The 15,618-nt window shown below is 26.5% G+C and carries 17 protein-coding genes; all 17 read left to right on the forward strand.

Features of this window, described 5'->3' with window-relative positions; all coding sequences use genetic code 11:
• The first annotated feature begins 335 nt into the window (after window positions 1-335).
• On the forward strand, window positions 336-1,328 hold the full coding sequence (gene citC, locus AWT72_RS02910; protein ID WP_067140551.1) for a [citrate (pro-3S)-lyase] ligase: 993 nt from the start codon (window positions 336-338) through the stop codon (window positions 1,326-1,328).
• The gene (citX, locus tag AWT72_RS02915; protein ID WP_067140553.1) at window positions 1,328-2,617 is read left to right on the forward strand and encodes a citrate lyase holo-[acyl-carrier protein] synthase; all 1,290 of its coding nucleotides are present in this window, start codon (window positions 1,328-1,330) and stop codon (window positions 2,615-2,617) included. The genes citC and citX overlap by 1 nt, the downstream gene beginning before the upstream one ends.
• A gap of 40 nt (window positions 2,618-2,657) precedes the next feature.
• Window positions 2,658-3,998 (forward strand): 2-hydroxycarboxylate transporter family protein, encoded by a 1,341-nt coding sequence (locus AWT72_RS02920; RefSeq protein WP_067140556.1) that lies wholly within the window; start codon window positions 2,658-2,660, stop codon window positions 3,996-3,998.
• Window positions 3,999-4,017: 19 nt separating this feature from the next.
• Window positions 4,018-5,397 carry an oxaloacetate decarboxylase subunit alpha gene (locus AWT72_RS02925; RefSeq protein ID WP_067140559.1) on the forward strand — a complete coding sequence of 460 codons (1,380 nt, stop codon included), beginning with the start codon at window positions 4,018-4,020 and terminating at the stop codon, window positions 5,395-5,397.
• Between the two features lie 12 nt (window positions 5,398-5,409).
• Window positions 5,410-5,730, forward strand: coding sequence for an OadG family transporter subunit (locus AWT72_RS02930; protein ID WP_067140563.1), 321 nt, complete (start codon window positions 5,410-5,412; stop codon window positions 5,728-5,730).
• A 15-nt stretch (window positions 5,731-5,745) separates the two neighbouring features.
• Window positions 5,746-6,090 (forward strand): biotin/lipoyl-containing protein, encoded by a 345-nt coding sequence (locus AWT72_RS02935; protein ID WP_067140566.1) that lies wholly within the window; start codon window positions 5,746-5,748, stop codon window positions 6,088-6,090.
• Between the two features lie 14 nt (window positions 6,091-6,104).
• Entirely contained in the window at window positions 6,105-7,223 is a 1,119-nt protein-coding gene (locus tag AWT72_RS02940) for a sodium ion-translocating decarboxylase subunit beta (protein ID WP_067140569.1), read from the forward strand.
• Window positions 7,224-7,241: 18 nt separating this feature from the next.
• Window positions 7,242-7,529 carry a citrate lyase acyl carrier protein gene (gene citD / locus AWT72_RS02945; RefSeq protein WP_067140572.1) on the forward strand — a complete coding sequence of 96 codons (288 nt, stop codon included), beginning with the start codon at window positions 7,242-7,244 and terminating at the stop codon, window positions 7,527-7,529.
• A gap of 13 nt (window positions 7,530-7,542) precedes the next feature.
• Complete coding sequence (locus AWT72_RS02950) at window positions 7,543-8,445, forward strand: aldolase/citrate lyase family protein (protein ID WP_067140574.1); 903 nt, start codon at window positions 7,543-7,545, stop codon at window positions 8,443-8,445.
• Window positions 8,442-9,992 carry a citrate lyase subunit alpha gene (citF, locus tag AWT72_RS02955; protein WP_067140577.1) on the forward strand — a complete coding sequence of 517 codons (1,551 nt, stop codon included), beginning with the start codon at window positions 8,442-8,444 and terminating at the stop codon, window positions 9,990-9,992. Before AWT72_RS02950 ends, citF begins: the two co-directional genes overlap by 4 nt.
• On the forward strand, window positions 9,992-10,552 hold the full coding sequence (locus tag AWT72_RS02960; protein ID WP_067140580.1) for a biotin transporter BioY: 561 nt from the start codon (window positions 9,992-9,994) through the stop codon (window positions 10,550-10,552). The genes citF and AWT72_RS02960 overlap by 1 nt, the downstream gene beginning before the upstream one ends.
• 3 nt (window positions 10,553-10,555) lie before the next feature.
• Window positions 10,556-11,470 carry a biotin--[acetyl-CoA-carboxylase] ligase gene (locus tag AWT72_RS02965; protein WP_082680518.1) on the forward strand — a complete coding sequence of 305 codons (915 nt, stop codon included), beginning with the start codon at window positions 10,556-10,558 and terminating at the stop codon, window positions 11,468-11,470.
• Window positions 11,471-11,782: 312 nt separating this feature from the next.
• On the forward strand, window positions 11,783-12,853 hold the full coding sequence (locus AWT72_RS02970) for an autotransporter outer membrane beta-barrel domain-containing protein (protein WP_067140584.1): 1,071 nt from the start codon (window positions 11,783-11,785) through the stop codon (window positions 12,851-12,853).
• 12 nt (window positions 12,854-12,865) lie between these two features.
• Window positions 12,866-13,924, forward strand: coding sequence for an autotransporter outer membrane beta-barrel domain-containing protein (locus AWT72_RS02975; protein ID WP_067140587.1), 1,059 nt, complete (start codon window positions 12,866-12,868; stop codon window positions 13,922-13,924).
• A gap of 13 nt (window positions 13,925-13,937) precedes the next feature.
• Window positions 13,938-14,522, forward strand: a complete 585-nt coding sequence (locus tag AWT72_RS02980) for an OmpA family protein (protein ID WP_082680519.1) — start codon at window positions 13,938-13,940, stop codon at window positions 14,520-14,522.
• 47 nt (window positions 14,523-14,569) lie between these two features.
• On the forward strand, window positions 14,570-15,235 hold the full coding sequence (locus tag AWT72_RS02985; protein ID WP_067140592.1) for an MORN repeat-containing protein: 666 nt from the start codon (window positions 14,570-14,572) through the stop codon (window positions 15,233-15,235).
• 144 nt (window positions 15,236-15,379) lie between these two features.
• A complete protein-coding gene (locus AWT72_RS02990) occupies window positions 15,380-15,607 on the forward strand; it encodes a hypothetical protein (RefSeq protein WP_067140595.1) in 228 nt (75 codons plus the stop codon).
• Window positions 15,608-15,618: the final 11 nt, after the last annotated feature.

Raw genomic sequence — 15,618 nt, forward strand, 5'->3', positions numbered from 1 at the left:
TTATGTTTTTAGAAGATGAAGTATTTGATTTAGAAGAAATATCAGAAGTAGAAGTAGCTTCAATTAATTTTAACGAAAAGAAAGCAAAAGAAAAGAAAGAAAAATATATTCCACCGAAAGACCACCCTTGGAGAAAGATTTTTTACAAAATATTTTTAGAATTAAGAAAGCAAAAATAACTAGAAATGAGCCACAAAAAGTGGCTCAAAGCTGTGATTTTAAAAAATGGCTCAAATGATATGGAGTTTTACAATTAATTAAGCAAAAAAAGATACAAAGCTTATAGACAATTTTCATGATCATGGTATAATATAGAAAAGTTTTTTAGGAGAAATATGTATATTCAAGAATTAGATAAAAATAATAAATATGAATTGGAACAGTTAAAATCATTTTTAAATACTTTAGATTTAGATTATGATATTTTTTGCGATTACACAATTTCATTACTTAATGATGATTATAAAATTATAGCTACAGTTTCGAAAGAGAAAAATATTATAAAATGTTTTGGTGTTGCTAAAGAATATCAAGGAGAAGGCTATGCCAATAAATTATTGACTATAATACATAATAAAATATTAGATGAAAATTATGATTATAAAATGGTTTTTACAAAATATGATAATAAACTTATATTTGAATCTATGGGATATACAAAAGTAGCTTTTACTGATGAAGTAATACTTTTAGAAAATGGAAAAGAAAATATAGAACAATTTTTAGATAATGTTATAATAGAAAATAAAATTGATATTAGTAAAGATAGTGCTATGATAGTAATGAATTGCAATCCTTTTACTAATGGACATAGATATTTAATAGAAAATGCTAGTAAAGAATATAAGCAAGTTATAGTATTTGTATTAGAAGAAGATAAGTCTGAATTTCCATTTGAAATAAGGATTAAATTAGTTAAAGAAGGTGTTAAGGATTTAAAAAATGTTATAGTTATTCCTTCAGGAAGATATATAATATCATCTGCAACATTTCCTAGTTATTTCATAAAAGAAAAAACTAAATTATTAAAAGAATATATTAAATTAGATTCAGAAATTATTATATCTAAATTTTGTAAAAAACTAAATATAATTTGTAGATATTTAGGAAGTGAAGAATTATGTTCCGTTACGTCTAAATATAATGAGTATATAAAAGAGATTTTTCCTAAAAATGGGATTGAAGTAAAAATAATTCCAAGGAAAAAAATCAATGAAACGATTATTTCTGCTTCTTTAGTAAGAAAATTAATAAATGAAAATAAGATAGAAGAGTTAAGAGAATTAGTTCCTAAGACAACATTTGACTATATAAAAAAGGAGAGTTAATGACTTTAGAAAAATTTTTACAAGATAAGGAAAATAGAATTATATATCAATCTAAACTTATGAAAAAATATAATAAAACTCTTTTTACTTTAAAATGTAATTTTCCTGGTGAAGAAAAAAATACTATTTTATCAAATAATATAGTTTTATTTTTTCATAAAGAAATAATGGAAACTTTAGGAAAAGAAATAATATATAGTGAAAAATATGTGAATTTAGAAGGAATAACCTATATTTATATATCTAATTTAGAAAAAAAAGAATTAAAAAATATAGCTGTTAGTTTAGAATCTGAGCATGAAATAGGTAGATTGGTAGATATTGATGTCTATGAAACTAGTATTAAGTCTATATCTAGAAAAGATTTAAATTTAGAAGCAAGAAAATGTTATGTTTGTTCAGAAATAGCAAAATATTGTTCCCGAAGTAAAAAACATAAATTAGAAGAATTAATTGAGCATATTGAGAATAAATTTACTAATTTTTTTGCAAGATATGTGAGTAAAAAAGCATTAAAGGCAACTATATATGAATTAGTAACTTACCCCTCTTATGGGCTAGTGTCGCATGTAAATCAAGGCTCTCACAAAGATATGAATGTATATACTTTTATAGAAAGTAGTTTTGTTATAGAAGAAGCATTTTATCAAGTTGCAAAATTATCGTATTCAAGTTTAGATATTGATAAATGTTTTTTTAGAGCAAGGCAGATAGGTAAAAACATAGAGAGAAAAATGTTTTCTGTTACTAAAGGTATTAATACTCATAAAGGTTTAATTTTTCTTATGTTAATAGTTATAATAGCAATATCAAAAAGTTATTATTATTCTAAAGGAATAGATAGTTTAGAAGAGTATATAAAGATAATTTCTAAAGATATTTTAAATGATTTTAGAAATTTAGAAAAAAAAGAAAAATTAACAAATGGAGAAAAAATATATTTAAAACATGGCATAACAGGAGTTAGAGGAGAAGTATATAAGGGTTTATCTAGTTTATTTAGAATATTTATACCATATTATAAAAAACAGTTAAAAAAATATGATAAAAATAAAGCCAATTATTTAACCTTAATATACTTAATGTCAATAATTGATGACACTACTATAATAAACAGGCACAGTATGGAAATGTTGAATTTAGTAAAGAAAAAATCAAAAAATCTCCTAGAAACAGAAGATTATTTTTTATTACATGAATTTGAAAAAGAGTGTATAAATAAAAATATTAGTCCGGGAGGCTCTGCAGACTTATTAGCAATAATTATTTTTATAGAATCAATGTATTAATTAATAAATTAAATAAATAGAAAGAAAGGAGCTAAATAATATGAAAAAATTTTCAGATTTAGTAGACAGTCAAAAACGTAGTTGGGGAGGACTTAATTATAAAATATTTTTAGCTATGCTTGCAATAGTATTAATTATAGTTTATGTTCCATTTGGTGGAGAAAAATTAGGATTATTAAGACCTAACTTTATTAGTATATTTGTAATATTAGCAGTATTTGGTATATTCTTTGGTGAAATAGGAGATAGAATACCTATTTTCAAAGAATATGTAGGTGGGGGTACTATTTTAGTATTCTTAGCAGCAGCAGTAGTTGGAACATATAAATTGGTACCAGAAGAATTATTAAAACATATAAAAGTTTTTTATAATAAACAACCTGTTAATTTTTTAGAAATATTTATACCAGTATTAATTTTTGGTTCAATATTATCAGTAAAAAGAAATACATTAATTAAATCAATAGTTGGTTATATACCTTTAATTTTAATTGGAGTATTAGGAGCTTCTTTAGGTGGAATAATAGTAGGATTATTGTTTGGAAAACAACCGATAGATATATTATTAAATTATGTATTACCTATAATGGGTGGTGGAACTGGAGCTGGAGCTATTCCTATGTCTGAAATGTGGGCAGCAAAAACGGGGAGACCAGCTGGAGATTGGTTTGCATTTGCAATTTCTATACTTACCATAGCTAATATTATAGCAATAATATTAGGAGCATTACTAAAAAAATTAGGAGATATTAGAAGTGATTTAACTGGTAATGGTCAATTAGTAATTGAAGAAAAAAATCAAGAAGTTAAATCTGATGTTGAAGTTAAAGGAGAAATAGTTGACGTAGCAGTATCTTTATTTTTAACTGGAATATTAGCAATGGCAGGGCATGCATTAGCTGAATTATGGTCAACTCTTAATATAGGGTTTGATATACATAGATTGGCATTTTTAGTAATATTAGTAATATTATTAAATGTATTTAATTTAGTTCCACCAAAATTAAAATCAGGAGCTAAAATATTACAAACATTTTTCTCAAAACATACTATATGGATACTTATGGCAGCGGTTGGTTTCGGGACAGACGTTCAAGAAATAATAAAAGCACTTACATTGTCTAATTTATTAATATCAATAGGTATAGTGTTTGGAGCTGTTTTAGCAATAATGTTATTAGCTAGAAAAATGAAGTTCTATCCTGTAGAAGCGGCTATAACAGCAGGATTATGTATGGCAAATAGAGGAGGTTCAGGAGATATAGCGGTATTAGGAGCTGCTGATAGAATGGAATTAATTTCATTTGCACAAATTTCATCAAGAATTGGTGGAGCAATGATGTTAATTTTAGGATCAGTTTTATTTGGTATATTTGCATAATAATTAGAAAGGGAATTAATTGAAAGTTAAAATAACGGAAACTGTATTAAGAGATGGACAACAGTCATTAATAGCAACTAGATTAACAACGTCAGATATGTTAGAAATATTAGAATCTATGGATAAAATAGGCTACCATGCTTTAGAAGTTTGGGGAGGGGCTACATACGATTCTTGCATTAGATATTTAGGTGAAGATCCTTGGGAACGTCTAAGAGAAATAAAAAAAAGAGTTAAGAATACTAAATTACAAATGCTTTTAAGAGGCCAAAATTTATTGGGGTATAGACATTATTCTGATGATATAGTTGATAAATTTATAAAAAAAGCAGTAGAAAATGGAATTGATATTATAAGAATTTTTGATGCTTTAAATGATGTTAGAAATATAAAAAAAGCATGTGAAAGTACAAAGAAGTACGGTGCACATGCTCAGTTAGCAATTTGTTATACAATAAGTCCTGTTCATACTATAGAATATTATAAAAATTTAGCTAAAGAAATGCAGGATATGGGGGCTGATTCTATAGTTATAAAAGATATGTCTGGAATATTATTACCATATGTAGCATTTGAATTAGTTACAGAATTGAAAAAAGTATTAAATATACCTTTAGAAATTCATGCTCATTCAACTGCAGGTATGGCATATATGACTAACTTAAAATGTATAGAAGCAGGAATAGATATAGTTGACACAGCTATATCTCCATTTTCTGGTGGAACATCTCAAATAGCTACAGAATCATTAATTATGACCTTAAAAGGAACAGAGTATGATACAAATTTAGATTTAGATAAATTAAAAGAGATATCAGAATATTTTAAAGCTGTAAGAAAAACTTATATAGAGACAAATGTTTTAAATTTACAGGCTTTATTTACAGAACCTAATATAGTTAAATATCAATTACCTGGTGGTATGTTATCAAATATGCTATCACAATTGAAAGCACAAAATGCTGAACATAGATATGAAGATGTATTAAAAGAAATAGAAAGAGTTAGAAAAGATTTAGGATACCCACCTTTGGTTACTCCACTTAGTCAAATGGTAGGAACTCAGGCAGTATTCAATGTTTTAACAGGAATAAGATATAAGGTAATACCAAAAGAAATTAAAGATTATGTAAGAGGTCTTTATGGAAAAACTCCTGTGAAAATATCAGAAGATATTCAAAAACTTATAATAGGTGATGAAGAAGTTTATGATGGAAGACCGGCAGATTTAATAACTGAAAAATTTGAAGATATAAAAGAGGAAATATCTATTTTAGCTAAAAGTGATGAAGATGTATTAACTTATGCTTTATTTCCACAAATTGCTAAAGATTTTTTGAAAAAGAAATATGAAAAAAAAGAAGATAAAATAATTAAAAATATAAATGTAATATTTTAGAAAGGGAGTTATATGAAAAGTATAATATATGGATCAAATCATGTAGGAATTATAGATTCAATATATGTAACTATAGTGAGTATAATTTTAGTTTTTTCAATATTAATATTAATTTCATTGATACTTTATCTTTTTAAATATATACCAAAGGAAAAAGTAGAAAATAAAGTTATAAAAAATGTAAAAAAAGATTTTGAAAGTGATAAAAAATTTTCTATAGAGGATATAAAAAGTGAAATTGAATTAGTAGCATTACTTGTTGCAGTTATAGAACAATCTAATGATATGGATAATTCTAATATTAAAATACGATCAATAAGAGAAATCAACTAGATAAAGGAGGCCTAGATGATAAAAGTATATAAAATAAAAATAGCGGATAAAACCTATGAAGTTGAAGTTGAGTCTATAACTGAAAAAGAAGGAAATATAGAAACTTCTAAAAAAGATATGAAAAAATCATTAGATACAAGCGATGCAAAAATAATGGTTGAAGCTCCTATGCAAGGGGTGGTTTTAGATATATTAGTTAATAATGGAACTAAAGTAAATAAAGGCGATACTTTAATAATTTTAGAGGCTATGAAAATGGAAAATCAAATAGTTGCACCTGAAGATGGAGTTGTAAGCAATATAGTAATTTCTAAAGGTGATACAGTAGATTTAGGAAAAGTAATGTTAACTTTATCTTAAAGAGAGGAGAAATTATGGAATTATTAACGACTCTTTACTTGACTACGGGATTAGCAATTATTAGTTATGGACAAATCATAATGATTTTTATAGCTTTATTCTTAATGTATTTAGCCATAAAAAAACAATATGAGCCATATTTATTATTACCAATTTCTTTTGGTATGTTACTGGCTAATTTACCAGGTATACCTAATGAAGGTTTAATGGATAAAGGAGGATTACTATATTATCTTTACCAAGGGGTTAAATTAGGAATATATCCACCTATGATATTTTTAGCAATAGGATCTATAACAGATTTTGGACCATTAATAGCCAATCCAAAAAGTTTATTATTAGGTGCAGCGGCACAATTTGGAATATTTGCTTCATTTATAGGATCAATATTATTAAGTTTATCTGGAAGAGAAGCAGCGGCTATAGGAATAATAGGGGGTGCTGATGGGCCAACAGCTATATATTTAACTTCAAAATTAGCACCACATTTATTAGGGCCAATAGCAGTAGCAGCATATTCATATATGGCTTTAGTACCTGTTATACAGCCTCCAATAATTAGATTCTTAACAACAGAAGAAGAAAGAAAAATAAAAATGGTACAATTAAGGGAAGTAAGCAAAAAAGAAAAAATTTTATTTCCTATAGTTGTTTCAATAATAACAATATTATTAATTCCTTCATCAGCACCATTATTAGGAATGCTTATGTTAGGTAATTTATTAAAAGAATCAGGTGTAGTTCCTAATTTAGTGGAACATGCTAAAGGAGCAATGTTATATATTATAACAATATGTTTAGGAGTAACTGTAGGAGCAACAACTAATGCAGAAACCTTTTTAAATATTTCAACTATAAAGATAATAGCACTAGGATTATTTGCTTTTTCTTTTGGAACAGCAAGTGGAGTTTTATTTGGAAAATTAATGTGTAAATTAAGTAAAGGTAAAATAAATCCTATGATAGGAGCTGCTGGAGTTTCTGCTGTACCAATGGCAGCAAGAGTAGTTCAAAAAATTGGACAAGAAGAAAATCCAAGTAATTTTTTACTTATGCATGCTATGGGACCAAATGTTGCAGGTGTTATAGGATCTGCGGTTGCAGCTGGAATATTACTAATAATATTTAAATAATTTAGGAAAGAGGAAAACATGGAATTGAAAATAAAAGCATATGCAGGAACTTTAGAATCAAGTGATATCTATATTATTGCTGAACCTAATAATGTTAAAGAAATAGAAATAGATTTAAAAAGTTCAGTATTTGATCAATTTAGCGAAAAAATAAAAGAAGTTGTTTTAGACGTATTAAAAGAAATGGAAGTAGATTCAGCTAAATTAACTATAGATGATAGAGGGGCTTTAGATGCAGTAATAAAAGCTAGAATGCAAGCTGTTATTATGAGATCAGCACAATGTAAAAAATTCAAATGGAACTAATAAGGAGAAAAATATGAAATTAAGAAGATCAATGTTATTTGTTCCAGGAGATAAACCAGGAACTATAAGAGATGCGTATATATATAGACCAGATTCAGTAATGTTTGATTTAGAGGATGCAATAGCAATTACTGAAAAAGATTCTGCGAGATTTTTATTATATAATATGGTAAAAGAATTAAAACCTTTATATGAAGAATATGGAGTGGAAACAGTAGTAAGAATAAATAGTTTAGATACTGAATTTGGTGTAGAAGATTTAGAAGCAATGGTAAGAGCAGGTATAGATGCAATTAGAATACCTAAAACAGATACAGCACAAGATGTAATAGAAGTTGAAAAACACATTGAAAGAATAGAAAAAGAAGCAGGTATAGAAGTAGGAAAAACTAAGATAGTTGTAGCAATTGAAAGTCCACTAGGGGCTTTAAATGCACTTGAAATAGCAAGATCATCAAAAAGATTAATAGGTTTAGCCATAGGTGGAGAGGATTATGTAACTAATCTAAAAACTACTAAGTCAGAAGATGGTGTTGAATTATTCATGGGAAGAGCAATGGTAGTTATGGCAGCAAGATCTGCTGGTATAGATGCTTTTGATTCTGTTTATTCAAATATAAAAAATGATGAAGGATTTATAAAAGAAGCAACTATGATTAAACAAATGGGATTCTCAGGAAAATCATTAATACATCCAAAACAAATAGAATTGTTACATAAAGTATATACACCAAATGAAAAAGATTTACAAAAATCTATAAGAATAATAAAAGCGACTAAAAAAGCGTTAGCTGAAGGTAAAGGTGTAATTACAGTAGATGGAAGAATGGTTGATAAACCTATAATAGAAAGAGCCCAAAATGTTATAGCTCTTGCTAAGACTGCAGGAATTTATAAGGAGGATGATGAGAAATGAAGTTTAATAAAAATGCTGTCGGAAGAGAAATTCCTGAATATTTAGAAGGTATAGGAGAGTTAGTTCCATTTAAGGGTATAAATAGTATAAAGCCATCAACAAGAAAAGCTGGTGCAAAACTTAGAATGAAAGAAAATTCAGAAAATAAACTAGTTAATAGTCTTGAAGAAGCAATAAAAAAATCAGGTTTAAAAGATGGTATGACTATATCTTTTCATCATCATATGAGAAATGGAGACACTTTAGTTAATAGAGTTTTAGATATAATATCTGATATGGGTATAAAAGACTTAACATTAGCTCCAAGTTCTTTGGGAACTCCTCATGGTGAAGTAATAAAACATATAAAAAGTGGTGTAGTAACAGGAATACAATCAAGTGGTTTGCGTGCTCCATTAGGTGATGAAATTAGTAAAGGTATATTGAAAAAACCTGTAATTATTAGAAGCCATGGTGGAAGAGCTAGAGCAATAGAAGATGGTGAATTACATATAGACGTTACTTTTATCGCTTCACCTAGTTGTGATGAATTCGGAAATATTAATGGTAAAACTGGTGATAGTGCTTGTGGGTCTATGGGTTATTCTATAGTAGATGCACAACATGCAGATTATGTTATAGCAGTTACAAATAACCTTGTTAAATTTCCAAATTTACCAGCAAGCATAGATCAAACTTTAGTTGACTGTGTTTGTGTAATAGATGAAATAGGAGATCCTAAAAAAATAGTTTCAGGGGCTATAAGATTTTCTGATAATCCAAGAGATTTATTAATAGCTAAAAATGCTGTTAAAGCAATAGTTAATTCAGGTTATTTTAAAGATGGCTTTGTATATCAAACTGGAGCAGCAGGAGCAAGTTTAGCAGTAACTAAACTATTAAAAGAAGAAATGATAAAGAAAAATATAAAAGCTTCTTTAGGTTTAGGTGGTATAACATCTCAATTAGTTGAATTACATGAAGAAGGATTAATGGATGCATTATTTGATACTCAATGTTTTGATTTAGAAGCTGTAAGATCAATAAGAGAAAATCCTAAACATTATGAAATAAGTGCTTCGTTTTATGCAAATCCTAATACACCAGGACCTGCAGTAAATAATTTGGATTTTGTAATGTTAGGTGCTTTAGAAATAGATACAGATTTTAATGTAAATGTTATGACAAAATCTGATGGAACAATAAATCAAGCTGTAGGTGGTCATCAAGATACAGCCGTTGGAGCTAAAATGAGTGTTATATTAGCCCCATTAATTAGATCAAGAATACCTATAATAGTTGATAAGGTAACAACTGTATGTACTCCAGGGGAAGCAGTAGATGTAATATGTACTGACTATGGAATTATAGTTAACCCTAATAGAAAAGACTTAATAGAAAGATTTACTAAAGCAGGTATAGAATTAAAAACAATAAAAGAATTAAAAGAATTAGCAGAAAGATTAACTGGGAAACCTAAAGCAGTTGAATTTACAGAAGATATTGTTGGAATAGTTGAATATAGAGATGGAAGCATAATAGATATTATAAGAAAGAAGAAGGTATAATGAATAAAAATATATTAATGAATAATATTTGGATAAGTGAAGAAAATTTAATAAAAAGAAATACAGTATTAGTGTTTGGTGCATTTTTATTTTTATCGTTAATGTCGCAAATAAAAATATTTTTACCATTTACTCCAGTTCCTATAACTGGACAAACTTTAGCAGTAATATTAATAGGTTTAAGTTTTAATAGATATCAAAGTGCTATTATAATAATTACTTATATATTAGCAGGAGAACTTGGCTTGCCAGTATTTGCCGGATTTAAAACTGGTTTATTGTTTTCTCCATCAGGAGGGTACATAATAGGATTTTTATTTTCTACTCAAGTGGCAGCATATTTATCAGAAAAGGGTTGGACAAAATCTACAATAAAATTAATATTATCATTCATAATAGCTAATGCAGTTATATATATAGCAGGATTAGCACAGTTATCAGCATATGTTCCTGAAGGGAAATTATTGGCTACAGGATTATATCCATTTATATTAGGTGATATATTAAAATTATTTATAGCATTTGGTCTTATAAAACAAGTTTGGAGAATAGTTAAATAAGGTATGAATATATTTAAATTTGACGTTTTAGAATCAACGAATGAATATTTGAAAGCCAATAATTCAAAATATGATGAATTTGATATAATTATTGCAGAAAATCAGTCTAAAGGAAAAGCAAGAAATGGAAATAATTGGGTATCAGATATAGGTATGGGACTTTTCACTTTTTATATTAATAAAAATTTTAAGTCTGATATTTTGATGAAAATTCCTATTATTTCTGGTTTAGCAGTAATAAAAGCATTAAATAAAATTGAAAAAAGTGAATACATGTTTAAGTGGACTAATGATATTTATTTGAAAAATAAAAAACTTTGTGGGATTCTTATAGAAAATGTAGATAATAAGACTTATATAGGAATAGGAATAAATATAAATAATACTATACCTAATGAGATAGAAAATATAGCAATATCTATGAATGGAGCATTTGGCAAAAAATATAATATTGATGAAATTATAAAAACAATAGTGTGTTCTTTTAAAGAATTATTAAATATGTTATTAGATAATAAATTTGATGAAATAATAAAGGAAGTTAATAAGGTAAATTATCTAAAAAATAAGAAAATAGTTTTTAAAATATCTGAAAAATTAATTAAGGCCAAAATATTAGACATAAATAAAGATGGTTTTATAGAAGCTATCGTTAATAATGAAAAAAAAGTTTTCTCTATTGGTGAAATAATACGAGAAAAAAGGATTTTAAATTTAGATTTAGATAATTCATTTGAAATAGTAAAAAAACTTCAAGAAGATTATGTTGATATAATAGCATATAGTGTTAATAATTATGAAAGAGCAAAAATAATAGCCAAAAAAGCTAAAATTAAACTATATAAAATAGAAAACAAAGAAGATTTAGAAAATTTAAAAAGACAATATAATTGTAATGAATATGATTTAGAAAAATAACCCACGGGAGAAAAACTGTGGGTATTTTTATATTATAAATCTCTTATACTAAAGTATTTTAATTAAAAATAATTTGATCAAAAAAATATAAGTAATATTCAAATTAAATTTAGAGAAGTTTCATAATGTGAAAAAAGTATCGGAATGATATTTTTTTTGGATTTTATGTATTATAGTTAGAATATATATAAATAAAGCCATTAAACCCATTATTTTTTTCTAAATAACATTAAAAATACTTGACATTTAGGGGGGGGGGGGCTTATAATATACTTCACGATAATATTATTTTATAAATAAAGGAGAAAAATAATGAGAAAAATAAAATTGATATTTGCTTTACTTATTTTTGCAAATTTCGGATTTGCGGATTACAATGATAATCTACACACAATAGAAAATAGGCAATATTTTATCAATATAGAAAATGCATATGCAAGTATAGGGACACTTCATTCTAGAAAGGGTGAAAATCAGGTGTTAGCATGGGACCATTGCAGAGCTGGAAAATATAAGGGAATGGTTTATGCAAAAGCTATAGGAAATTTAAAAATTCAAAAATTTTTTCCAGAAAAAGATGAGGAAATTAACAATCTTTCTGGATTAGGTGGAGTACAATTAGGAGTAGACTGGGTAAAAAAAACAAAAACAGATGTTCATAACTTATTTGGAGTATATGGATCATATGTAGGCTCAGGAGCTAAAACTATAAGACGTAATGACTATTATAATGAGAAATTTAAAGGACATAATGCAATTATAGGTATAAATAATACAACTTATTCTAAATATGGAACATATTTAGATATATTAGCACAATATAGTTTAAATATAAATTATAGAGCATCTTTAGGAAGAGATGGGAAAATTAGATATTCTCCTAGATCAAAATTTGATATGCATTCATTTTTTATTTCTGCAGAAGTTGGTAGACCATTTAATATAAGTAGAAAATGTTGTGAGTTTCAAAAAGGGTGGTTAATCGAACCACAAGCTCAAATTATATATAATTTTACAGTCGGTAAAAAACCTGAACAACTTTTAAGATCATTTTCGTATGGAGACAACTATGAAACATATTATATGCATAATTTAAGAGCTAGAGCAGGTTTAAGATTAGCACATAATTCTGGGACTGATACATTAAATACATATACAATTTATGGCTATACTAATTTATGGGGAGATTATACATATATTCCATCAGAAGATGAATATTATATTCACCATGAATTTAAATTATGGACTGAATTAGGTGCAGGTGGACAAATTCCAATAAAAAAAGATATATATGTATATGGAGATGCAGGTATTCAAATTCCTTTACATGGACAAGGACACACTGGTTTTAAAACTAATTTAGGAATAAAACATAATTTTTAGAAAGGAGCAAAAATGAAAAAAATAGCATTAGGATTATTAATAATAACTAATATTACATTTGCCCTTGAAGTAGATATTATAAAAAATAATGTTAACTTTGATCATGTTTATGCTAATATAGGAACTCTTCATTCAAGAAAGGGTGAAAATCAAACATTAGCATGGGATGATTGTGGTAAAGCAAAAACAGACAAAATAGTTTGGGGAAAAGCAATTGGAAATTACAATTCTTTAGAAATAAATAACAAACTTAATAATATAGAAGAATTTGGAACTGGTTTAGGTGGAGTACAATTAGGGTTTGACTATAGATTAAAAACAAAAAGCGAAATTAATAATTTATTTGGAGTATATGCAACATATACTGGATCTAGAAGTGATTTAAGCACTAAAAAAGCAATAAATAAATATGATAGTAATAATATTAGTATAGCCTTAAATAATACAACATATTCTAAATATGGTTCATACATAGATATAGTAGGTCAGTATACTTATACTAATCAAAAATTTAAACATGTTTACACTGCTGATGATATAGCTAATATTCCAAAGAGTATTAGAAAATATAAAGAACTGTATTATGGACATAATTTTTCAATGTCAGTTGAAGTTGGAAGACCGTTTAATATAAATCAATCTGGTTGGTTATTAGAACCGCAAGGACAAATCATATATACATTGTCTGTATCTAAAACTACAAAGTTAGAAGCGGGAGGCTATATGAAAAAATTAGAACCTGCTTTATTACATAGTTTAAGGGGGAGAGTAGGATTAAGATTATCAAATAATTCAGGTAGTCATACATTAAACACTAATACAGGGTATGTATATACTAATTTATGGGTAGATCCACTTAAACATAATTTTTTAAAAGCATTGAACAATTCTAGTTATGTATATAATAATGAAACAAATAATTTTAAATTATTTGGAGAAATTGGTGTAGGTGGACAAATACCTGTTTTAAAAAATGTGTACTTGTATGGAGATACAAGTTTTAGATTTGGATTTGTAGGTAAAAAATATTATGAATTTAAATCAAATTTAGGAATGAAATATAATTTTTAGAAAGGACTAAAAAATGAAAAAGATAATACTATCAATAAGTTTAATCACTCTTTTATTTTCGTGTACAGGTGTTGGTAACTATGACATGAATGTAAAACATAGTTGGTGTAATAATAGTTGTGGAGCAGAAAAGGTTGAACAACCAGAAAAAATTAACGTAGTTAAGGAAGAAACACCGAAACCAGAAAAAAAAGTACAAAAGAAAAAGGTTGTAATAGCAATAGCAGCAGATGCATTATTTAAATTTGATAAATATCAATTAAAAGATATGTTACCAGAAGGAAAAGCAAGTATAGAAGAAGCAGCAAGAGTAATAAATGATGAATATACAAGTGTAGATGAAATAAACTTAATAGGACATACAGATAGATTAGGTAGCGAAAAATATAATCAAATATTAGGATTAAATAGAGCAAAAACAGTTAGAGAATATTTTAAAGTGTTGGGTGTAACAACAAAGATTACAGTAGATAGTAAGGGTGAAAGTGAACCTGTGGTATTTTGTGAAGGAAGAAAATCTACACCTAAATTAAGAGAATGTTTACAACCAAATAGAAGAGTTATAATAGAATTTAACGGAGTAAAAATAGAAAAATAGTAAAAAACTATATTTTCTATCATATTAATTTATAAAGAGGTAAAAAAATGAAAAAAATCTTAGTAATATTATTGCCTTTAATAAGTATGTTTAGTTTTTCAGAAATATATGATTATGGAAATAATGAAAAAGAAATAGTTGATATTGTTAAAGGTAAAAGACAAGGGAAATCTATTTATTATTTTCCTGATGGAACAAAAGAAGAAGCATTTTATATAGATGGAGTGTTACAAGGACAGTCTGTTACATATTACACAAATGGTGATAGAGAAAGAAATACATATGTAGATGGTATAAAAGATGGAGAAGCTACTTATTATTTCTCAGATGGCTCAAGAAAAGAAATGATATATAGTAATGGTGTATTACAGGGTCAATCTACTGTATATTATATAAATGGTAATAGAGAAGTTTTCAATTATATAAACGATAAAATAAACGGTAACTATGTTTATTATTTTAATAATGGAAGCAGAGAAGAATCTACTTATGTAAATAATGTATTACAAGGAGATTATGTTATTTATTATCAAAATGGCGATAAAGAAAAAGGAACTTACATAAACGGTAAAAAACAAGATAAAAGGGTTTATTATTATGCTTCGGGAGATAGGGAAGAATATAATTATGATGAAAATAAAAAGCAAATATATGGAACTTCTATAATTTATCATATTAATGGAGAAAAAGAAGAGATTAGATACGAAAATTAAAGTATCTTCTATATAGAGTTGATTTTTTAGTGTGAAAATAATGGTGAAAATTAATAAAATAACAGTAAAATTCTTTTTCGTATTTTATTTAATTGGGGTTATAAGTTTTTCTGTAAAAGTCTTTAAATCAGCGCCAAAATATATGTGGAACCAAAATTAGCATTTGGGTATAATGACCAAAAGATAGTACAAACAAATCTAAAATCAAATGAACATAAGATAAAAAGATCATATGTAGATTATTCATTAAGATTAGGAGCAAAATATAAGTTTATAAATAATGTATCATTAGATGGAGATATAAATGTTAAGGGAGATATGAATAAAAATATCAAAGTTGGAACTCGTATAGGAGTAGCTTATAGTTGGTAAAAAAACTTAAA

The sequence above is a fragment of the Oceanivirga salmonicida genome, assembly GCF_001517915.1.
Lineage (GTDB): Bacteria > Fusobacteriota > Fusobacteriia > Fusobacteriales > Leptotrichiaceae > Oceanivirga > Oceanivirga salmonicida.